At 53.8% G+C, this 21,011-nt stretch carries 17 protein-coding genes and 1 pseudogene; 16 read left to right on the top strand and 2 right to left on the bottom strand.

Features of this window, described 5'->3' with window-relative positions:
- Positions 1-22: 22 nt before the first annotated feature.
- The 8 genes from LK04_RS19320 (at position 23) to LK04_RS20905 (ending at position 8,455) form a co-directional block, all read left to right on the top strand.
- A complete protein-coding gene (locus LK04_RS19320) occupies positions 23-1,312 on the top strand; it encodes a maltoporin (protein ID WP_039328127.1) in 1,290 nt (429 codons plus the stop codon).
- A 404-nt stretch (positions 1,313-1,716) separates the two neighbouring features.
- Positions 1,717-2,640, top strand: a complete 924-nt coding sequence (gene lpxP, locus LK04_RS19315) for a kdo(2)-lipid IV(A) palmitoleoyltransferase (RefSeq protein ID WP_039328123.1) — start codon at positions 1,717-1,719, stop codon at positions 2,638-2,640.
- A 138-nt stretch (positions 2,641-2,778) separates the two neighbouring features.
- Positions 2,779-4,224, top strand: a complete 1,446-nt coding sequence (locus LK04_RS19310; RefSeq protein ID WP_039328120.1) for an efflux transporter outer membrane subunit — start codon at positions 2,779-2,781, stop codon at positions 4,222-4,224.
- Positions 4,225-4,291: 67 nt separating this feature from the next.
- On the top strand, positions 4,292-5,437 hold the full coding sequence (locus LK04_RS19305; RefSeq protein WP_039328117.1) for an alanine racemase: 1,146 nt from the start codon (positions 4,292-4,294) through the stop codon (positions 5,435-5,437).
- Positions 5,438-5,605: 168 nt separating this feature from the next.
- Positions 5,606-6,001: a hypothetical protein gene (locus LK04_RS19300; RefSeq protein WP_039328114.1), complete on the top strand. Its 396-nt coding sequence runs from the start codon at positions 5,606-5,608 to the stop codon at positions 5,999-6,001.
- Positions 6,002-6,439: 438 nt separating this feature from the next.
- Positions 6,440-6,706, top strand: a complete 267-nt coding sequence (locus tag LK04_RS19295; RefSeq protein ID WP_039328111.1) for a hypothetical protein — start codon at positions 6,440-6,442, stop codon at positions 6,704-6,706.
- Between the two features lie 190 nt (positions 6,707-6,896).
- Positions 6,897-7,541, top strand: a complete 645-nt coding sequence (locus tag LK04_RS19290; protein WP_039328108.1) for an oligosaccharide flippase family protein — start codon at positions 6,897-6,899, stop codon at positions 7,539-7,541.
- A gap of 296 nt (positions 7,542-7,837) precedes the next feature.
- The gene (locus LK04_RS20905; protein ID WP_071885761.1) at positions 7,838-8,455 is read left to right on the top strand and encodes a trimeric intracellular cation channel family protein; all 618 of its coding nucleotides are present in this window, start codon (positions 7,838-7,840) and stop codon (positions 8,453-8,455) included.
- On the opposite strand, the pseudogene ligB reads toward LK04_RS20905, so the two are convergent.
- Positions 8,396-10,138: pseudogene (gene ligB / locus LK04_RS19285) on the bottom strand (NAD-dependent DNA ligase LigB); the annotation flags it as partial. The gene LK04_RS20905 and the pseudogene ligB sit on opposite strands and share 60 nt — an antisense overlap.
- Before the next feature lie 239 nt (positions 10,139-10,377).
- On the opposite strand from ligB, the gene gmk reads away from it, so the two are divergent.
- From gmk to recG, 5 genes are read left to right on the top strand one after another with little or no spacing between them, the layout of a single operon-like run.
- On the top strand, positions 10,378-11,001 hold the full coding sequence (gmk, locus tag LK04_RS19280; protein WP_039328105.1) for a guanylate kinase: 624 nt from the start codon (positions 10,378-10,380) through the stop codon (positions 10,999-11,001).
- Between the two features lie 57 nt (positions 11,002-11,058).
- Entirely contained in the window at positions 11,059-11,334 is a 276-nt protein-coding gene (gene rpoZ / locus LK04_RS19275) for a DNA-directed RNA polymerase subunit omega (RefSeq protein ID WP_034823855.1), read from the top strand.
- Between the two features lie 20 nt (positions 11,335-11,354).
- Positions 11,355-13,463, top strand: a complete 2,109-nt coding sequence (spoT, locus tag LK04_RS19270; RefSeq protein ID WP_039328100.1) for a bifunctional GTP diphosphokinase/guanosine-3',5'-bis pyrophosphate 3'-pyrophosphohydrolase — start codon at positions 11,355-11,357, stop codon at positions 13,461-13,463.
- A 2-nt stretch (positions 13,464-13,465) separates the two neighbouring features.
- Positions 13,466-14,161, top strand: coding sequence for a tRNA (guanosine(18)-2'-O)-methyltransferase TrmH (gene trmH, locus LK04_RS19265; RefSeq protein WP_039328096.1), 696 nt, complete (start codon positions 13,466-13,468; stop codon positions 14,159-14,161).
- The gene (gene recG, locus LK04_RS19260; RefSeq protein ID WP_039328092.1) at positions 14,158-16,236 is read left to right on the top strand and encodes an ATP-dependent DNA helicase RecG; all 2,079 of its coding nucleotides are present in this window, start codon (positions 14,158-14,160) and stop codon (positions 16,234-16,236) included. Before trmH ends, recG begins: the two co-directional genes overlap by 4 nt.
- A gap of 14 nt (positions 16,237-16,250) precedes the next feature.
- Here recG and LK04_RS19255 read toward each other — a convergent pair whose 3' ends face one another.
- A complete protein-coding gene (locus LK04_RS19255; RefSeq protein WP_039328088.1) occupies positions 16,251-16,727 on the bottom strand; it encodes a MarR family winged helix-turn-helix transcriptional regulator in 477 nt (158 codons plus the stop codon).
- Positions 16,728-16,789: 62 nt separating this feature from the next.
- On the opposite strand from LK04_RS19255, the gene LK04_RS19250 reads away from it, so the two are divergent.
- The 3 genes from LK04_RS19250 to LK04_RS19240 all read left to right on the top strand — a co-directional run bounded on the left by LK04_RS19250 (position 16,790) and on the right by LK04_RS19240 (position 20,996).
- Positions 16,790-17,725, top strand: a complete 936-nt coding sequence (locus tag LK04_RS19250; protein ID WP_039328085.1) for a quinone oxidoreductase family protein — start codon at positions 16,790-16,792, stop codon at positions 17,723-17,725.
- Between the two features lie 92 nt (positions 17,726-17,817).
- Positions 17,818-19,194, top strand: coding sequence for a nucleobase:cation symporter-2 family protein (locus tag LK04_RS19245; protein WP_039328082.1), 1,377 nt, complete (start codon positions 17,818-17,820; stop codon positions 19,192-19,194).
- Between the two features lie 122 nt (positions 19,195-19,316).
- Entirely contained in the window at positions 19,317-20,996 is a 1,680-nt protein-coding gene (locus LK04_RS19240) for an AsmA family protein (protein WP_039328306.1), read from the top strand.
- Positions 20,997-21,011: the final 15 nt, after the last annotated feature.

Below are 21,011 nucleotides of genomic sequence, written 5' to 3'. Positions count from 1 at the left end.
AATGAAATAAAAGGATATAACAATGAAAAAACCAGGAAAATCCCTACGCCTCATTCCCCTTCTGGGATGCATTATTGCGGACCCCGCACTGGCGGTCGATTTCGGCGGTTACGCGCGGTCTGGCATCGGCTGGAGTAGTAAAGGCGGTGAGCAGAAGTGCGCCCGCACCACTGGCGCCAACGGAGTCTACCGGCTGGGTAATGAATGCGAAACCTATGCGGAACTCAAGCTAGGCCAGTCTTTATGGGAAGAGAACGATCAGCGCTTTTATCTCGATACCAATCTGGCTTATGCCGTCTCTCAACAGAATGATGTCGAGAGCGTCACACCCAATTTTCGTGAAGCCAATGTTCAGGGAAAAAACATTATCGATGCCTTACCAGGGTCAACATTATGGGCAGGTAAACGCCTCTATCAGCGCCATGATGTGCATATGATTGATTTTTACTATTGGGATATCTCTGGTCCAGGCGTTGGGTTAGAACATATCAACACCCCTTTGGGCAAACTCTCGTTAGCGGTGACGCGCAATACCGAAGCAGGCGGATCATGGGGATTTATTGAAAACCAGATGAAGTGGCAGCCCACCATTAATGACACCGTTGATGTACGCCTTGCGGAGATCGATACCAACCGCAATGGCCAGTTGGAGTTCGGTGTCGACTACGGACGTGCGCAAGTGCAAAAAGGGTTCTCACTCGCAGAGGGGGCTTCATCCCGGGGATGGATGGCCACGGCACAGCATACGCAATCGTTAGAAGGCGGATTTAACAAATTTGCGGTGCAGTATGCGACCGATGCGATGACATCAATCACCACCGGGCGCCCAGAAGGGGCCAGCGTGGACAATAACGGTCATATGCTTCGACTCATCAACCATGGCGCTATCGATATCAATGATAAATGGAGCCTGATGTATGTCGGGCTTTACCAGAATATCGATCGGGAAAACCATAACGGCACCACCTGGTACAGTGCTGGCATCCGCCCGATGTATAAATGGACACCGATCATGAGCACCCTGGTTGAGTTGGGCTATGACCGGGTCAAATCACAGCAAATCAGCGAAAAGAATCAGCAGTATAAGGTTACACTGGCCCAGCAATGGCAGGCGGGTGAAAGCATCTGGTCACGCCCTGCACTTCGGCTATACACCACTTATGCCAAATGGAATGAGAAATGGGGCTATGCGGACGCCAGCGAGAGTGCCTGGCGCAAAAATATCGCCCTGCGCGATTCGCCAGCTAAAACCTTCAGCAGAGGAGCAGGTAGCGAAGTGGCGTTTGGCGCACAGATAGAAGCCTGGTGGTAACACTGTCCCTGCGCAGGCACTCAGCTTGCGCAGGATTTCTGTCGCTCACGACCTGATTTCGCAACGCTAGCCGATTTTTTAAATTACGCAATGTAAGGCATTTGAAAGGATGCGTATTTTTGTATGATATTTTTTGACCAAATCCACGATTGTGGAGAGAGTCACTGACGACACAACATGAAAACAACCTCATGTTATTAATGATAAAAAAAGATCACTTAGCTTAATTTTTGCCGCATAGTTCCCTCCTCAATCAAACCCCTCAATCCTGAAGATTGCAGAGATTACGTTTCTTTGAAGGCACTATTTGCTAATCTACTGGTCGTAATTAGCACAGTCGTACCGCCAGGAATTCATGGACACCCTTCTTTGCGCGATACATTCACTCTTTCCCTGAAGGCGCTATGAAGAAAAACGGGCAGTTCTGTTCCAAACTTTTGCATCCCCGCTACTGGTTTACCTGGTTTGGTCTGGGTGTACTCTGGCTGCTGGTGCAACTCCCTTATCCCATTTTGATACGGCTTGGCGCCTCTGCCGGCAAGCTGTCACGCCACTTTCTGAAGCGTCGTGAGCGCATTACGCGTCGCAACATTGAACTTTGCTTCCCACATATTAATGAGGAAGACAAAGAGGTGTTGATCGCAGGCAATTTTGAGTCGCTGGGCATGGCATTGGCGGAAACCGGTATCGCCTGGTTCTGGTCCGATGCGCGCGTGCGCCGCTATTTTCACGTTGAAGGTCTGCACAACCTGCAGAATGCACAACAAAATCATCGCGGTGTGATGGCGATTGGCGTGCATTTTATGTCGCTGGAATTAGGTGGACGTATTACGGGCTTGTGCCAGCCGATGATGGCGATGTATCGCCCGCACAATAATCAGGCGATGGAGTGGGCGCAAACCAAAGGCCGTATGCGATCGAACAAGGCGATGATCGATCGTCGCGATCTACGTGGCATGGTGCAGGCGCTGAAACAGGGCGAAGCGGTTTGGTTCGCACCGGATCAGGATTACGGCCCGAAAGGCAGCGTATTCGCTCCGTTGTTTGCCGTTGAGAAAGCGGCTACCACCAACGGCACTTTCGTGTTGTCGCGTTTGGCGAAACCGGCCATGCTGACCATTGTGCTGATCCGTAATAGCGACAAGAGCGGCTATCAGCTGATTATTCAGCCAGAGCTGCAAAACTATCCTTATGAAGATGAAGCGGCTGCGGCGGCTTATATGAATAAAGTGATTGAGAAAGAGATCCTGCGTGCGCCAGAGCAGTATTTGTGGCTGCACCGTCGCTTTAAAACTCGCCCACCGGGTGAGGCATCGCTTTACATCTAATCTCTTGTTGCAGCAGGTTCCCACCTGCTGCGCCTTCCTGCCGCTCACATTTGCCAACCATTCTTAACGAAAAACAAGTTTGTCAAAATTTGCACAGACTCATGTAATGGTCTGCTCTCTCCTATTCTGACCAAACACATGACTCTGCAATTTAGATCCAAACTGCTCGCGCTTGCCATTGCCAGCGCCTTGCTGGCCGGTTGTGCCAACCCGCATGGCTTACACACGTATAACACGCTGCTTGATGCCAACTCACTGCAGGCCAACCAATCATTGAAAGATGCACATTTCAGTGCGGCAAACTGGCCAAAAACAGCGTGGTGGCAAAACTTTAACGATGCGCAGCTCAATCGATTGATCGCTGATGCCATGACCTCCAGCCCTGATTTACAGGTCGTCAACGCGCAGGCTGATAAAGCCAATGCACAGGTGATTGCTGCTGATGCTGAACGTTATCCTGACGTTGACCTGAATGCCGGTATTACCCGTTCTCGCGTGGCGAAAGTGGATGACCCGCTGCTACAGGGCAAGAGCTACAGCACGCTGCGCACCGCCAATATTGGCATGAGCTACACCTTCGATTTGTGGGGCGGTAAGAAAGATGCCGCTGAAGCCGCACTGGGACAGGCGCGCGCCAGCGAGCTTGATCGCCAGGCCAGCCAGCTCACGCTCGCCGCCAACGTGACGCGCGCCTGGAACAACCTCAATCTGGCCTGGTCAAACGCTGAACTGGCAAAGCAGAACGCCGATCGCTCTAAGGGGATTGCTAAAATCCAGCAGCAGTATGTCAGCGCGGGTTTAACCTCTGACTATCAATATAAGCAGGCACTTTCACAGCAGAAAACCGCAGAAGCCAGCCTGACCGAAGCCCAGCAGAACGTAACCGATGCCGGAATTCAACTCTCAACACTGATTGGTAAAGGGCCAGACTACTGGCACCAGCTGAAACCCGCCAGGATGGCGGTTCCGATCGCGGCAACACTGCCGAACAACATTCCCGCCGAGTTGCTGGGACGCCGTCCGGATGTCGTCGCGGCACGCTGGCGTGTGGAAGCGGCCTCGAAGCAGATCGCCGCAACCAAAACAGAGTTTTATCCCAACATCAACCTGGTGGCAGAGGCGGGTACGCGTTCACTGCTTGGCGATGCGTTCTTTGGAGCGCCGAGTCGCTTCTTCAATGTGGGGCCCAGCCTCTCCCTGCCCATCTTTGACGCTGGCAAGCGCCGCGCCGATCTGGCGGAGAGTGATGCCAACTGGGACCTTGCGGTCGCGCAGTACAATAAATTATTGATCGGTTCACTCGGCAACATCAGCGATACCATCACACAGTTGCAATCGATTCAGGAGCAGTTGGCTCAGCAGCAGAGCGCCAATCAGTTGATTCACAGCGCATGGGATGATTTGAATCGTGAATACACGGCAGGTCTGCGACCTTATCTGGATGTGCTTACCATCCAAAACCAGCTGATTGAATCCGACCAGAAACTGGTGGCGTTACAGGCACAGCAGATCAATCTGGCAGTGGTGCTAATTGAAGATCTGGGGGGTGGCTTCCAGAATGGCACCCCTGCTGCGCAGGGATAAGCGCGGCTGGCATTCGGCCACGCATTGATGAATGATAGTCCGCATCTGGAATAACCCGCGGACTATCATGATGGAACTGAATGCTAACGCTGGCTGGTTACGGCCGCTTATCGCTGACCGACTCACTCCTTACCTCGAAATTGATGCAGCACGCCTGCAACGCAATCTGCAACTTATGCAGCAAAAAGCGGATGCCGCTGGTGTGGCACTGCGTCCGCACATCAAAACGCATAAAAGTGTCTGGATTGCTGAGCAACAACGCAAGTTGGGCGCGCGCGGCATTACCGTGTCAAAACCAAGTGAAGGTATCGCTTTTATCCTCGGCGGCGAGCGTGATCTGTTGCTGGCGTATCCCGTGGTCCATGCCGACACATTGACCGAGATGCTGGCCGTTGCCCGCCAGCATCAGGCACGTATTACCTTTATCGCAGACTGCACAGCGGGTGTGGCGGCCATAGTGGATGCCTGCCAGCGCCAGCCAACTGGCGATGTCGCTATCGCGATTAAAGTCGATGTCGGTTTGCATCGTGTGGGGATCGATCCGCACAGTGACGCAGCCGCCACACTGGCTCAACAGATCCAGAATGCGGGTATCTTTTTTGCCGGCCTGGTGTCTCATGCGGGCCATGCATACGGCGCGGGCAATGCTGCAGCCATCGCCAATGTGGCACTGCAGGAAATGGCATTGATGCGCGACGTACAGCAGCGGCTTAACACGGCGGGCATAACGCCTTGCCCGATTTCAGTGGGCTCCACGCCAACGGCTTTAGCTGCACCGGTCACCGAAGGCAGTGACGAAATTCGCCCGGGGAACTATGCGTTGTTGGATCTCACCGCCCTCCGCCTGGGTTTATGTGAACCCGATGCCTTGGCACTCAGCGTGGTCACGCGGGTGGTGGCGGTCAATCCGCACTACGCGATTATCGATGCCGGTTCGAAAATGCTCAGCTCGGACAAAGGCCCACACGGCACCAATGCCAGCGGCTTCGGTATTGCCGTTGATGAGCAGGGTAACCAGTATGAAGTGCTGAAGCTGTCGGAAGAACACGGCTTTTTACAGTACGACGATCGGGCACCCGCATTAGGTTCTCTTCTGCGCATCTTCCCTAATCACAGCTGCGCAGTCGTGGCACAGTCCGATGATTTTGTCCTGCGCCAACCAGATGGCAGTGCAGAGACCCTCGATATTCAAGGGCGCGGCAAGTTTATCTGATCATCGCATTTCCCCCTGAAACCTCTGTGACGCCACACTTCCATGAGCGGGCCATTTCCAGCCCGCTTACCTTCAGTTAAGGTACAAAATGTTGCAGGGCCTTGTTGAACGCAGCCTTGCACGTTGTTGCCGCGTCAAACCGGCGTTATCTGCTCAACAGGAGGTTCCATGCTGCCATCTCAGACAGTCACGCTAACCATTCCTCGTCACTGGTTAGATTTATATGAAACCATCTGGAAGCCGGAATGCTTTGCCAAATGGGCTAGCGGACTCAGCGCCAGCACCCTGACCCAGGAAGGAAGCTACTGGCGAGCGAAAGGTCCCGAAGGGACGGTAAAAATCCGCTTCACGCCCCACAACCCTTTTGGGGTTATGGATCACTGGATTGATACCGGTACCGGCAAAGAGATTTACATGCCCATGCGGGTGATAGCCAACGAGCAAGGGGCGGAAATTGTGATGGTGGTTTATCGTCAACCGCTGATGTCTGATGAGAAATTCGCGCAGGATGTTGCCTGGGTAAAGCGCGATCTGGATCAACTTCTTCATCTTTTAACCCATTAGAATCAATATATTATTAATTTTTGCCATGGCTTTAACTTGCGTTGGAATCAACCAATAAGAAAATTTCTTTTTTTTACGCAGCAGTATTTAACAGTTGTACGATTTTTTAAGCGGGTTTTTTCACTATTCACAAGTCTGGCTAAAGTCTCCTTACCAGGAAAATTCCTGGTGAGGTAGCCCATATGTCCGCTGACGCACTCTGATTTATCGATGTTTTTATATTTTCGTCCATTCCACTGACTTGTCATTGTCGCAAACTGTCGACAAAGACTAATAAATAGTAAATCGATCGCCTTATCTATTCAGATGCAAAATCTGAAACCATTTATTTATGAAGTTTATTTATAGGAGTTTTCTTATGGTGTTAATTTAATTAAAACACGGTATAACTCATTCACACACAGCAATACACGATAATAACAACAGCAGGGAAACAATATGGATCGCTCAACCTATCCTTTGTTATCAGAAAAAGAATTTGTTGAGATTGCCAGGAGGATGCTGGCCGGGGAATATAATAACGTAAAGGGATTTTATAACGATCTTGCGGATTTCCTCCTGACTGGGGGAGATACCGCTGAGACAATTAAAAAATTACACACCAGGGTTATATTTTTAAATTCAGAGCATCATTTAATTGAATGCATCTTAACATGGCAATCCCTGAAAGGTATCTCAGGGCTACGCCAGGAAACGCTGCATTGATGTATATCCGTCATACTTCGAACCGCAGTTGCGTTGGCTGCGTGTGCGCACCCCAGTCACTTACTGATGTAAGCTCCTGGGGATTCACCCACTTGCCGCAATTCGAATTATTTTGGGTATAATCTGTACTCTGGGCTCAGCCCGGGTGAACCCTCAATTGCACTGGTACATGTACCATAACGAGCAGAGTATGACGATAAGAGAAAAGAATTTGGCCAGCGCCAAATGGTCAATTTTGTCATCCATTAAAATCGTCGGCATTGGTGTTTTACAGCTTTCACTTCTGGCACAAATACTTCAGGCAAACGAGTTAGACCTGCTCGCTATTGCTATTGTGATGTTATTGGTCATTGATACACTGGCCGATCGCGGATTTGGCAACGCAGTGATTAGAAATAAAAACCTGAATAATAGCGAACTTTCCATTCTGTATTGGGGGAATGTATTAAGCGGAATGGTGATATTTGCCGTCCTGTTTATTGGCAGCGACCTGTACAGCCGCATAATGAATCAGCCGGAAATGGCCATTATGCTGGAAATGATTTCGGTTATATTTATTATTATTCCGCAAGGTCAACATTATCGCGCTATATTACAGCGGGAAAAACAATTTTCGCGCATCGCTTTCACCGAAACGTCCTCGGTGCTGGTTGGGTTAGGTGTCACGTTGTTTACCGTGTGGTTAACACCTTCAGTGCTGTGCGCTATCTGGGGCTACCTCGCGATGGTATCCATCAGAATGCTGGTCTACTGCTACTACGGCCGCTCCTGGTTCCAGCCGGAATACCGTTTTAGCCTGAAAAGTTTCGCCAATGTGCGTGCAAGAAACGGATAATAACAACAAGTCTGTATGGTGGGCTCTGGGCATCTGAGAAGATGCATTCGCGTGCTGGTCGCCAGCACGCTTTTTTCTTTTTCAGACCCGCAAGGCGTTCAGCCGTATCCTCCCCCATACTTCACATCACTTTTTTTTATGCGAACTGACATCGCATCGCCAATTTATCCCGCCGGTTAAGCCTGTTAGCATGTTCGCCATCAAAGTGGCTAATCCGATAACCTCTTTTTAGAAAAACTCAGTGGTCTGTACGCTGGGAAATCTTTAGGCTGGCCGCCAATCATCTGGGGTGCTCTATGTTATTAACCGTTCTCTATATTATTGGGATTACCGCCGAAGCCATGACAGGTGCGCTGGCCGCAGGGCGTCGTAAAATGGATTTGTTTGGCGTCATCATCATTGCCTCCGTTACCGCCATTGGCGGAGGATCGGTGCGTGATATCCTGCTAGGCCACTATCCACTTAGCTGGGTGAAAAACCCGGAATACATCATGATCGTGGCAGCGGCTGCAGTGGTGACCACCTTTGTTGCACCGCTGATGAATCATTTGCGTAAAGTGTTCCTGGTTTTGGATGCACTGGGCCTGGTGGTGTTTTCTATCATTGGCGCACAGGTAGCGCTGGATTCGGGGCATGCCCCGATCATTGCGGCGATTGCTGCCGTGATCACCGGCGTATTTGGCGGTGTGCTGCGTGATATGTTCTGCAACCGCATCCCTTTGGTGTTCCAGAAAGAGTTGTATGCCGGTATCGCTTTCGCCTCAGGTTGGCTCTACATCCTGTTGCTGAAAACCCCTCTGCCGAATGAGGCGGTGGTCATCATCACCCTGTTGTTCGGATTCATCGCCCGTTTGCTGGCGCTGCGTTTCCGCCTGGGCTTGCCGATCTTCAACTATCCTCATCCCGAGCACTGAGTGCGCAGCAGGAATATCCTGCTGCTGCAAAAAATCAATCAACTGTCGGACATCGTCATGCTGCAACAGGGAGACGATGCGATGCGCCAACACACTGCCAACGCCAGGCAACTGCTGCCACTCCTCGACCGATCGCGCCATCACTTGTGACCACTGTGAATCAGGCAAAGCCTGCAAAGCCGCACGCGGTAAAGGTATGCCTAACGCATTGACCCAGCGCCGCAGAGGTTGCTGACGGGTGAGATGGAAGCGCTGCCAGAACTGCTGCGCACGCTCAGTGGAGAGGCCGCTGGCCTGGGCGATTTGCTCAGGGGTGAGTGTCAGCCAGGAGAAAAGATGCGTTATCGCGCCGCTAGTGAGTAAACGTTGCCAGTTGCTGCGCTGGACGCCGGGGATATTCAACACAGATTTCTCGCTGAGCCAACTCAGGCGAGATAAAAATTGCAGCCGACATGGGGGGCTAAAATGCAGGCATGTCTGCGCATCGAAGTCATCCGGCAACGGCGCTGTGGGGTAATCACGTTGCGTCACGCGCCAGATTACGCGCTCCAGACGCGGAATGCCTTGGCCAGCCAGCGCCAGTGCCACCTGATCGCCGGCAATCACATCCCGTTCGCGCCAGCGACGCACAGAACCGATATTGACCCGGCGCACCGTTTTGTCATCCAGTTGAACCGGGATCACGTTGAGTATCACCGCAATTTTGCCTGTACGTCCGACGTTAAAATCCACGGATAGCACTTCACTGCTCACCTCTGCTGGCTGATATTTCCATGCAGCCGACCAGCTACTTTGGCCGGGCTGCCAGTCACGTCCGGCACTCGACGGTGACAGATGCATCACCACGCCATCGGTCACAAACGGCAATGGCTCACGAAACCAGCGTTCACGCCACGCGGCGGCCTCTTCCTCATTATTAATTTGCCGACTCCAGCGGTGCGATAAACCGAATCCCCAACGGGAGAGTTGCGCCAACCGCTCACTCATTTGCACAGGTCCATCAGGCCATGCCCAGACAAACAGACCGAGCCGACTCAGTAGCGTAGAAGCGTCCCGCCGCATCATGGCGCCCGCGACTTGAGCACGCGCATTTTTGCCGCCATCCCGCGCCTGCTGATGATCGGTCATCTGCAGGAACAGCTCGCCTTGCAGTACCACTTCTTCTCGATCGGTATCGATATGCTGCGGGATGGCCGGAATCTGTGTGGCTTTCTCTAACCACTGTTCGCCACGCAGACCATCTCCACGACTGATGAATGAAACCAGTTGCCCACGTCGATATACCAACGTCACCGCGACACCATCGACTTTGGGTTGTATCCACAGCGGCGCTTTATCCTGCATCCAGTACGCCACGGCCAGCTTATCGCGCAGTTTGCGCACCCCGGTGTGGGCAACCGGGTGAAGTGTACTCCCGTTCGTGGTCAGCAGAGCTTCGTAACCCGAGCGGTCAGCCGTGAAGCAGCGCTGCCACTGCTGTAAACGCTGTTGCAGGCTGTCGTAATCCTCATCACTCACCAGGCTTTTGCCCTGTCGATGGTAGGCATCGTCCCAGTGACGCAACTGGCTTTGCAACTGAACGATCTCCTGATCGGCGCGAACCGGCGACCAGTTGGGGCAAAGCGCGTCAGCCCAGCCATCGGCACTGAGTAACACGCAGCATAGAAACAACCAACCTTTCATGAATGCACTCCTTTTTGCTTATTGGAGTGCGCATCAGGGTCGATCACCAATGTAAAACTCAACATCAGGAAGCCAACTTGCACGCTTTATAACGCCGTTACAGCGCGCAACTTCCGCAGCGGGAACGGGCTCACGGAAAAAGAATTGCCTTAGCCCAACGGCAAACGCTGCGTGGCGAGCCTAAGCCGTGTATACTGTGCAGGAAATCGACTCCGCTCTTTACTCAATTCAAGATAACCATGGCTCAAGGCACGCTTTATATTGTTTCCGCCCCTAGCGGCGCGGGTAAATCCAGCCTGATTCAGGCGCTGTTAAAGACACAGCCGCTGTACGATACGCAGGTGTCTATTTCTCACACCACCCGCGGCGTGCGTCCCGGTGAAGCACATGGTGAACACTACTTCTTCATCTCAAAGCCCGAATTCGAGGCCATGATTGCCGCCGATGACTTCCTCGAACACGCGCAAGTGTTCGGCAATTACTACGGCACCTCGCGCGCGGCAATTGAACGCGTGCTGGCAACCGGTGTTGATGTATTTCTGGATATCGACTGGCAAGGCGCGCAGCAAATTCGTCAAAAAATGCCGGCTGCACGCAGCATTTTTGTCTTGCCGCCGTCGACCGAAGAGCTGGACCGTCGCCTGCGTGGCCGTGGTCAGGACAGCGAAGAGGTGATCGCCCGCCGCATGGCGCAAGCTGTGGCGGAGATGAGTCACTATGCCGAATACGATTATCTGATCGTGAATGATGATTTCGATCTGGCGCTGACCGATCTGAAACACATTATTCGCGCAGAACGTCTGCGTATGAGTCGCCAAAAATCGCGACATGATGCTTTAATCAGCAAACTATTGGCAGTCTGAAGTCACTTTCAGTATTATGCCCAGTCATTTCTTCATCATCTGTGGAGTAGCACACCTATGGCACGCGTAACCGTTCAGGACGCAGTAGAGAAAATTGGTAACCGTTTTGACCTGGTGTTGGTCGCTGCACGTCGTGCACGTCAGATGCAGGTAGGCGGCAAAGATCCGCTGGTTCCAGAAGAGAACGATAAAGCCACCGTTATCGCCCTGCGCGAAATCGAAGAAGGCTTGATCACCACCCAGATTCTGGATGTACGTGATCGTCAGGAACAGCAAGAGCAGGAAGCCGCTGAGTTACAAGCCGTTACCGCTATCGCTGAAGGTCGTCGTTAACAGCACTCTGCAGGTCAACCTTGTATCTGTTTGAAAGCCTCAATCAACTGATTGAAAAATACTTGCCTGAGGAGCAAATAAAGCGCCTCAAGCAAGCTTATCTTGTTGCGCGTGATGCCCACGAGGGTCAAACACGCTCCAGCGGTGAACCTTACATCACCCATCCTGTTGCCGTTGCCTGCATTCTGGCCGAGATGAAACTCGACCATGAAACGCTGATGGCGGCGCTGCTGCATGACGTGATTGAAGATACACCCGCCACCTACCAGGATATGGAACAGCTGTTTGGCAAAAGCGTTGCCGAACTGGTGGAAGGCGTATCGAAGCTCGATAAGCTGAAGTTCCGCGACAAGAAAGAAGCCCAGGCTGAAAACTTCCGCAAAATGATCATGGCGATGGTGCAAGACATCCGCGTCATTCTGATCAAACTGGCTGACCGCACGCATAATATGCGCACCTTGGGTGCATTGCGACCGGATAAAAAGCGTCGTATTGCACTGGAAACGCTGGAGATTTACAGCCCTCTGGCGCACCGCCTCGGTATTCATCACCTGAAAACAGAACTGGAAGAGCTGGGCTTTGAAGCCCTCTATCCCAATCGTTTCCGGGTGATTAAAGAGGTGGTGAAAGCGGCGCGCGGTAACCGTAAAGAGATGATTCAGAAGATTCTTTCTGAAATCGATGGCCGCTTACAGGAAGCCGGTATTCCCTGCCGCGTCAGTGGCCGCGAGAAGCATCTCTATTCGATCTACCGCAAAATGCATCTGAAAGAGCAGCGATTCCACTCCATCATGGATATCTATGCTTTCCGCGTGATCGTGAAAGATTTAGATACCTGTTATCGCGTGCTCGGCCAGATGCACAGTCTGTACAAACCGCGTCCAGGACGCGTGAAAGATTACATCGCTATTCCCAAGGCCAACGGCTATCAATCCCTGCATACCTCAATGATTGGCCCGCATGGCGTGCCGGTCGAAGTGCAGATCCGTACCGAAGATATGGATCAGATGGCAGAGATGGGGGTAGCGGCACACTGGGCTTATAAAGAAGCCGGTGAAAACGGCACGACCGCGCAGATCCGCGCTCAGCGCTGGCTGCAAAGCCTGCTGGAGCTGCAACAGAGCGCCGGTAGTTCGTTTGAATTTATCGAAAGCGTGAAGTCCGATCTCTTCCCGGATGAAATCTACGTCTTCACGCCAGAAGGCCGCATTGTCGAGCTGCCTGCGGGCGCCACCCCGGTGGATTTCGCCTATGCCGTGCATACCGATATTGGTCACGCCTGCGTTGGCGCACGCGTCGATCGCCAGCCTTATCCGCTGTCACAATCGCTGACCAGCGGCCAAACCATAGAAATTATCACCGCGCCGGGCGCCCGTCCGAATGCGGCATGGCTCAACTTTGTTGTCAGCTCCAGAGCGCGTTCGAAGATTCGTCAGCTGTTGAAGAACCTTAAACGTGAAGACTCCGTCAACCTGGGTCGACGCCTGTTAAGTCACGCCTTAGGTGGCAGTAAGAAGCTGGCCGAGATTCCGGCAGAAAATATTCAGCACGAACTGGAACGTATGAAGCTGGCGGGTATTGAAGATCTGCTGGCGGAAATCGGGCTGGGCAATGCCATGAGCGTGGTGGTGGCGAAAAACCTGCTGCAATCCGGCAGTGAAGAAGCGCCAAGAGACAGCAAACGTAAAAAGCTGCCGATTAAAGGCGCAGATGGTGTACTGATCACCTTTGCTAAATGCTGCCGCCCGATTCCAGGCGATCCGATTGTGGCTCACGTCAGTCCCGGCAAAGGTCTGGTGGTGCACCACGAATCCTGCCGCAACATTCGTGGCTATCAGAAAGAGCCAGAGAAGTTCATGCCGGTTGAGTGGGACAAGGATATCGATCAGGAATTTGTCGCGGAAATCAAAGTCGACATGTTCAACCATCAGGGCGCGCTGGCTAACCTGACGGCAGCGATCAATACCGCAAGTTCCAACATTCAAAGTCTGAGCACTGAAGAACGTGATGGCCGTGTTTACAGCGCCTTTATCCGCCTCACTGCCAACGATCGCGTCCATCTGGCCAACATTATGCGCAAGATTCGCGTGATGCCGGATGTGATTAAAGTTCACCGAAACCGTAATTAGGCATGAACGCTCAACGCTTTGCTCGTATCCAGGAGATGCTGGCCATGCGCCAGCACGATCTCACGGTCTGCATGGAACAGGTCCATAAGCCACATAACGTCTCAGCGGTGATTCGTACCGCCGATGCTGTTGGCATCCATGAAGTTCACGCCGTATGGCCCAGCGTGCGTATGCGCACCATGGTATCAGCCTCTGCAGGCAGCAATAGCTGGGTAAAAGTCCAGACTCATCGCCACATCGCCGAAGCGGTTCGTCATCTGAAAGGTCAGGGCATGCAAGTGCTGGCGACCAACCTGTCGGCAAATGCCGTGGATTTTCGCGAAGTCGATTACACCAAGCCGACCTGCATTCTGATGGGCCAGGAAAAAACCGGGATTACCGCTGAAGCGCTGGCGCTTGCCGACCAAGACATCATTGTTCCTATGGTTGGCATGGTGCAATCACTGAATGTGTCTGTCGCCTCTGCGCTCATCCTGTATGAAGCCCAACGCCAGCGACAAAATGCCGGTATGTACCAGCGTCAATACAGCCTGCTGGATGAAGACGAACAGCAGCGTTTGCTGTTTGAAGGCGGCTATCCGGTGCTGGCACGCGTTGCGAAGCAGAAAGGCCTGCCGTATCCGCACATTAACGTCCAGGGCGAGGTGGAAGCCGATGCCAGTTGGTGGGCCACCATGCAAGCGACGGGTAAAAAATGAAAGGCCGTCTGCTGGATGCCATCCCGCTCAGTACCCTGACCGGCGTCGGCGCCAGTCAGGCGGGTAAACTGGCTAAACTCAGTCTGTTTACCATTCAGGATTTGCTGCTGCATCTGCCGCTGCGCTACGAAGATCGCACCCAACTCTACAAAATTAATAACCTGCTACCGGGCGTTTGGGCCACGGTGGAAGGCGAAGTGCTGCACAGCGACATCACCTTTGGCCGTCGCCGTATGCTGGTGTGCCAGATCAGCGATGGCAGCGGCGTGCTGACCATGCGCTTCTTCAACTTCAATGCCGGAATGAAAAACAGCCTCGCTCCTGGCCGTCGCGTCACCGCGTATGGTGAAATCAAACGCGGCCAACGCGGCGCAGAGATCATTCATCCCGAGTATCGCGTGCAGGGCGAACAAGGCGGCGTAGAGCTGCAAGAGACGCTGACGCCGGTCTATCCCACCACCGAAGGGATTCGCCAGGCAACACTGCGCAATCTGACCGATCAGGCACTGACGTTGCTGGAAACCTGCCCGATTGCCGAACTGTTGCCGTCGGAACTGAGTGGCGGCTTGATGAGTTTGCCAGATGCGCTGCGCACACTGCATCGCCCCCCACCTGATTTACCGCTCAGCGAGCTGGAAACCGGCCGCCATCCGGCCCAGAAACGCTTAATTCTCGAAGAGCTACTGGCGCACAATCTCAGCATGCTGGCCGTACGCGCCGGTGCGCAGCGCCATCACGCATTGCCAATGCCCGCCAGACATCATCTGGTTGATCAATTGCTGGCTGCGCTGCCCTTCTCACCGACGGGCGCACAGAAGCGGGTGGTTGAGGAGATAGAGCGCGATTTGGCCAATGACTTCCCGATGATGCGCCTGGTACAGGGCGATGTTGGCTCCGGAAAGACCCTGGTTGCCGCACTGGCGGCGCTGAATGTGATCGCGCATGGCAAGCAAGTGGCGCTCATGGCGCCCACCGAACTGCTGGCCGAGCAGCATGCCAACAACTTCCGCCAGTGGTTTGCACCGCTGGGCATTGAAGTAGGCTGGCTGGCCGGTAAACAGAAAGGCAAAGCGCGTGAAGCTCAGCAGGAAGCCATTGCCAGTGGTCAGGTGGCGATGGTGGTTGGCACCCATGCTCTATTCCAGGAGCAGGTGAAATTTAACGGCATGGCGCTGGTGATCATTGATGAACAGCACCGCTTTGGCGTCCACCAGCGTCTGGCACTGTGGGAAAAAGGCGAAGAGCAAGGTTTCCATCCGCATCAGCTGATCATGACCGCAACCCCGATTCCCCGCACGCTAGCGATGACCGCTTATGCCGATCTGGATACCTCAACCATCGACGAATTGCCCCCTGGCCGTACGCCGGTCACAACGGTGGCGATTCCTGATAGCCGCCGTGGCGATATTATTGAGCGTGTCAAAAATGCGTGTCACGAAGGTCGTCAGGCTTACTGGGTCTGTACATTAATCGAAGAGTCAGACGTACTGGAAGCGCAAGCAGCAGAAGCGACATGGGAAGAGTTGAAAGCCGCCCTACCCGGTTTGCAGGTTGGGCTGGTGCACGGTCGCATGAAACCCGCAGAGAAGCAGGCCGTGATGGCCGCATTCAAAGCCAACGACATTCAACTGCTGGTGGCCACCACGGTGATCGAAGTTGGTGTAGATGTTCCCAATGCCAGCCTGATGATCATCGAAAACCCAGAGCGACTGGGCCTGGCACAGTTGCATCAGCTGCGAGGACGCGTTGGCCGTGGTGCTGTCGCCTCGCATTGCGTGCTGCTGTATAAAGCGCCGCTGAGCAAAACGGCACAAAAGCGTTTGCAGGTGCTGCGCGACAGCAATGATGGCTTCGTGATTGCGCAACATGACCTTGAGATTCGCGGCCCGGGTGAACTGCTGGGCACGCGTCAGACCGGGAACGCAGAGTTTAAAGTCGCTGATCTGTTGCGCGATCAGGGCATGATCCCCGAAGTTCAGCGTGTGGCTCGCCATATCCACCAGCATTACCCCGAGCAGGCTCAAGCACTCATTGAGCGCTGGTTGCCGGAGACCGAGCGTTACAGCAACGCATAAATGCTGACGCGGTCTTACGGGTTGCGATCGATCGCCATAAAATCACCGACAAACTTCTGCAACAGACGCGCCAGTTCGGCGCGTTCATCATGCGGCCAACTGGCAAACAAATTCTGATAAATCTGCGCGCGTGCAGTATCGATTTTATCGGTCATTGCCTTGCCTGCCGGGGTAATCACCGCTTCATTCACCCGTTTGTCTTTGGCATTTTTTTGCCGTTGCGCCAGTCCTAGCTCCTCTAGCTTCGCCACCTGACGGCTTACGGTGGTGTAATCACGCCCTGCGCGCTCCGCCAGTTCGACCACACCAATAGGACCGAAACGGCCAATCTGTATCAGCAGTGGAAACAGCGCGCGGTCGAGTTGAATATTGGACTCTTTAATCAGCAACTCATCACGCTGAGGTCGGTTGAACGTACCCACAATCATCAGCAGCGCGTTATGCAGATCATCAAACTCCGCACTATTATGTGTATTTTGCACACTTTTCATTGACGTTATCCCGAGGCAGAACTAATGTGTGCATATTACACATATTAATTTAAGGTGAAAACATGAAAGCAGCGATCGTTTCTGCGGCGGGTATCCTGCCGATATACGGTGATTTTCCGGAGCCACAGGCTGACGCAGAACAGGTTGTCGTGTCAGTCAAAGCCTCGGCCATCAGCCAACTGGCAAAAGCACGTGCGGCGGGTAAGCACTACAGCGCGGGTTCACACTATCCCTTTATTGCCGGCATTGATGGCACGGGCACATTGAGTAACGGCGACCCGGTCTACTTCCTCGCCTTTAATGCGCCCTGGGGCAGCATGGCGGAGAGAACCTTAGTGCCTGCCGCCGCCATCGTTCCACTGCCCGCCACGCTGGATCCGGTACTGGCAGCGGCCATCGCCAACCCCGGCATGTCATCATGGGCTGCGCTGACGCGACGTGCTCAGTTACAGCCAGGGGAAACGGTGTTGATTAATGGCGCCACCGGCACTTCGGGCGGACTGGCCGTGCGCATCGCCCGCCATCTCGGCGCTGGAAAAATTATCGCCACCGGCCGCAACCGTGAAGTGCTTGACCAATTGCGTACGCAGGGTGCCGATATCACACTGACGCTGGATGAGCTGCCTGGCTCACTTCCTGCCCTGATGAAGGAAGGCATTGATGTGGTGCTGGATTATCTGTGGGGCCCGAGTGCACTCGACATCATGCAAGCCGCGGTGGCAGGGGGTGAAAAAGTGGTGCGCTTCGTCCAGATTGGCTCACTGAGCGGTCAGGAAATCTCGCTTCACAGCAAATTGTTACGCTCTTCTGGTCTGACTCTGATGGGTAGCGGTTTGGGTAGCGTCTCTGATGCTGAACTCATCGCCTGTATCAGTGAAATGCTCAACGCAGCGGCAGAAAGCGATTTTTCCATTGCCTTTAACATGCGCCCGCTAAGTGAAGTGGCGCAGGCATGGCAGGAAGATGATAGCCGCAGCCGCACGGTGTTTACGCTTTAAATCAATACAACTGCAAAGGGGCATTGCAAACGATTGCTTTCACAACGCAACCGTTTAAAATCGCCCCTTTGTTGTTATTGAGAACGTCCACCATGTCCGTCAATACCGCTGAATCTCACCAGCCAGCCACGCCTAAAAGTGAACTGATTTACCGCCTCGAAGACCGTCCGCCCTTGCCTCAAACACTGTTTGCGGCCTGCCAGCATCTGTTGGCGATGTTTGTCGCGGTGATTACGCCCGCACTGCTGATCTGCCAGGCGCTGGGTTTACCGGCGCAGGATACCCAGCACATTATCAGCATCTCACTCTTTGCTTCCGGCGTGGCATCGATTCTGCAAATCAAAACCTGGGGACCGGTGGGTTCCGGCCTGCTGTCGATTCAGGGCACCAGCTTTAACTTTGTCACCCCGTTGATTATGGGCGGGATGGCGCTGAAGAATGGCGGTGCGGATGTGCCCACCATGATGGCAGCACTGTTTGGCACTCTGATGGTGGCATCCTGTACCGAGATGGTGCTGTCACGCGTGTTGCACCTGGCGCGCCGTATTATCACGCCACTGGTGTCGGGTATCGTGGTGATGATTATCGGCCTGTCGCTGATTCAGGTTGGCCTGACCTCGATTGGCGGTGGCTTCGCGGCTATGAGCGATCACACTTTTGGCGCGCCGAAAAACCTGCTGCTGGCCGGTGCTGTCTTGGTGGTGATTATTTTGCTTAACCGCCAGCGCAATCCCTATCTGCGCGTTGCATCTCTGGTGATTGCTATGGCGGTGGGTTATGCACTGGCCTGGGCGCTGGATATGTTGCCCACCATCACCGCCCCCACCAACCAAGCGCTGGTCGCCGTACCCACCCCGCTCTATTACGGTCTGGGTTTTGACTGGAATCTGCTGATTCCTCTGATGTTGGTGTTTATGGTGACCTCGCTGGAAACCATTGGCGATATCACCGCCACCTCCGATGTTTCAGAGCAACCGGTGAGTGGTCCGGTATACATGAAGCGCCTGAAAGGCGGCGTGCTTGCCAACGGGCTTAACTCTTTTGTTTCCGCATTGTTCAATACGTTTCCGAACTCCTGCTTTGGTCAGAACAACGGGGTGATCCAGTTGACCGGTGTTGCCAGCCGCTACGTGGGTTTTGTGGTGGCGTTGATGCTGATTGTGCTCGGCTTGTTCCCGGCAGTCAGCGGCTTTGTACAGCATATTCCAGAACCGGTACTCGGCGGTGCCACCATTGTGATGTTTGGCACTATCGCGGCTTCCGGTGTGCGTATTGTTTCGCGTGAGCCACTGAACCGCCGCGCTATCATGATTATCGCGCTGTCACTGGCCGTGGGCCTGGGTGTTTCCCAGCAACCGCTGATTCTGCAATTTGCGCCAGACTGGCTGAAAACCCTGCTGTCATCGGGTATCGCTGCGGGTGGTATCACCGCAATCGTACTTAACCTCGTCTTTCCACAAGAAAAGTAACCCGTACGGCAGGCTGCGGCCTGCCTGTTATTTATCCGCTTTTACATCCAGGCTGTTGAGCTGTAACGGTAATTCAGGCATAACAACCTCTTACCGGATAAATATCGGGATGGATGGATGCGATGAAATTTTTAGGCAAGTTTTTCCTTACCTTACTGCTGCTGATTCTGCTTGGGCTGGTGGTCCTGTATGTCATGCTGCAGACCCAGTGGGGCGCAGGCTGGTTTAGCCGTTGGGTAAGCGATAAAACCGCCTGGCACCTGTCGCTGAGCAAGATTGAGCACAACTTCTCTTCGCCTTCACACATCATCCTCGATGACTTCAGCTTCGGCCATGATGGCCAACCGGCGGTGCTGGTTGCCAAGCGCGTCGATCTGGGTCTGGCGCTGGTGCAATTCAGCGACTGGCTACATTTTGACAGCATTGAAGTACGCGATGGCGAAATCAACCTTGCCAATCAAACACCGGATACCACGCTGCCGATCCAGGCTAACCGCCTGCAGCTGAATAATGTACGCATTGATAGCCCACACAGCACGCTGCCGATGATGGCTCAGCGTGTAAACGGTGGGATTGTGCCGTGGAAACCGACGCCGACAGACATGTTGGGCAGTGATGCTCAGTTTCAGATGAGTGCTGGCGTCATGACGTTGAATGGCGTGCCCGGCAACAATGTGCTGCTGCAAGGCAGCGTTAATCAGCGGCGTTTAGTACTCACCAACATTGGCGCGGACCTCGCGCGCGGTTCGATGACCGGCAACGCTGAGCGCGATGCCCAGGGCAACTGGCAGATTGATCAGCTACGCCTCAACGATATCCGTTTGCAGACCCATCAAAACCTGAGCGATTTCCTCAATCCGTTACGTGATGTGCCTTCCGTTAGCATTAATCGGCTGGATATGACGGATGCACGACTGCAAGGCCCGGATTGGGCGGTGACCGATCTCGATTTGACCCTGAAGAACATCACGCTACGCGGTGATGACTGGCAGAGCGATGGCGGCTCACTGTCGATGAACGCCGGTAACTTTATCAACGGCGGCTTTGAGCTGAACGACCCGATTGTGAATGCCAATTTCTCAGCGCAAGGCATTGAGTTGGCACAGTTCAGTTCACGCTGGGCAAACGGGGTGATCCGCGCTAACGGCACCTGGACGCGCAGCGATAAGCGTTTGACGCTTGATGACTTAGCGATTGCCGGGCTGGAATATACCTTGCCACAGAACTGGCGCGATCGCTGGCAGCAGGCGTTACCCTCCTGGCTGGACAGCGTATTGTTGAAACACGCGACGGCAAACCGCAATCTGGTGATCGATATTAATCCCGCCTTCCCGTTCCAGATGACAGCGCTGGATGGCAGTGCCGATAACGTTCTACTGGCGCGCCAGCATCAGTGGGGCGTCTGGAGCGGCAAAGCGAGTTTCAATGCGGCGGAAGCCACCTTTAACCGCACCGATCTGCGCCATCCATCCATCACTTTCAATGCTGACGATCAACAGGTTCAGATCACTGAAATGAGTGCCTTTAACGGCAGCGGTTTGCTGGAAGGCACCGCGAACGTCGGGCAGGATGCACAGCGTGCATTAACGCTGAATCTAAAAGGCCAGGCGGTGCCCGCCAATGTGTTGCAAAACTGGGGCTGGCCAGCCTTGCCGCTCAGCGGTAACAGCAATCTGCTGTTGCAACTGAAGGGATCGCTGAGCGCTAATGCGCCGCTGCGTCCGAGCGTGGAGGGGAATTTGTCCGTGACTACTGATTCACAATCGGTGCAGCAGACGATGCGAGGCGGGCAGGTTCAGTAAATTTTCAGAGAACCG

It is taken from the genome of Pantoea vagans (assembly GCF_001506165.1).
Lineage (GTDB): Bacteria > Pseudomonadota > Gammaproteobacteria > Enterobacterales > Enterobacteriaceae > Pantoea > Pantoea vagans_C.
Note: the sequence above shows the minus strand (reverse complement) of the source record. Positions and strands in the feature narration are given on the sequence as shown.

Coding starts and splice junctions, on each gene's coding strand:
- LK04_RS19320 (WP_039328127.1), top strand. CDS start 23: ATGAAAAAACCAGGAAAATCCCTACGCCTCATTCCCCTTCTGGGATGC.
- lpxP (WP_039328123.1), top strand. CDS start 1,717: ATGAAGAAAAACGGGCAGTTCTGTTCCAAACTTTTGCATCCCCGCTAC.
- LK04_RS19310 (WP_039328120.1), top strand. CDS start 2,779: ATGACTCTGCAATTTAGATCCAAACTGCTCGCGCTTGCCATTGCCAGC.
- LK04_RS19305 (WP_039328117.1), top strand. CDS start 4,292: ATGATGGAACTGAATGCTAACGCTGGCTGGTTACGGCCGCTTATCGCT.
- LK04_RS19300 (WP_039328114.1), top strand. CDS start 5,606: ATGCTGCCATCTCAGACAGTCACGCTAACCATTCCTCGTCACTGGTTA.
- LK04_RS19295 (WP_039328111.1), top strand. CDS start 6,440: ATGGATCGCTCAACCTATCCTTTGTTATCAGAAAAAGAATTTGTTGAG.
- LK04_RS19290 (WP_039328108.1), top strand. CDS start 6,897: ATGACGATAAGAGAAAAGAATTTGGCCAGCGCCAAATGGTCAATTTTG.
- LK04_RS20905 (WP_071885761.1), top strand. CDS start 7,838: ATGTTATTAACCGTTCTCTATATTATTGGGATTACCGCCGAAGCCATG.
- gmk (WP_039328105.1), top strand. CDS start 10,378: ATGGCTCAAGGCACGCTTTATATTGTTTCCGCCCCTAGCGGCGCGGGT.
- rpoZ (WP_034823855.1), top strand. CDS start 11,059: ATGGCACGCGTAACCGTTCAGGACGCAGTAGAGAAAATTGGTAACCGT.
- trmH (WP_039328096.1), top strand. CDS start 13,466: ATGAACGCTCAACGCTTTGCTCGTATCCAGGAGATGCTGGCCATGCGC.
- recG (WP_039328092.1), top strand. CDS start 14,158: ATGAAAGGCCGTCTGCTGGATGCCATCCCGCTCAGTACCCTGACCGGC.
- LK04_RS19255 (WP_039328088.1), bottom strand. CDS start 16,727: ATGAAAAGTGTGCAAAATACACATAATAGTGCGGAGTTTGATGATCTG.
- LK04_RS19250 (WP_039328085.1), top strand. CDS start 16,790: ATGAAAGCAGCGATCGTTTCTGCGGCGGGTATCCTGCCGATATACGGT.
- LK04_RS19245 (WP_039328082.1), top strand. CDS start 17,818: ATGTCCGTCAATACCGCTGAATCTCACCAGCCAGCCACGCCTAAAAGT.
- LK04_RS19240 (WP_039328306.1), top strand. CDS start 19,317: ATGAAATTTTTAGGCAAGTTTTTCCTTACCTTACTGCTGCTGATTCTG.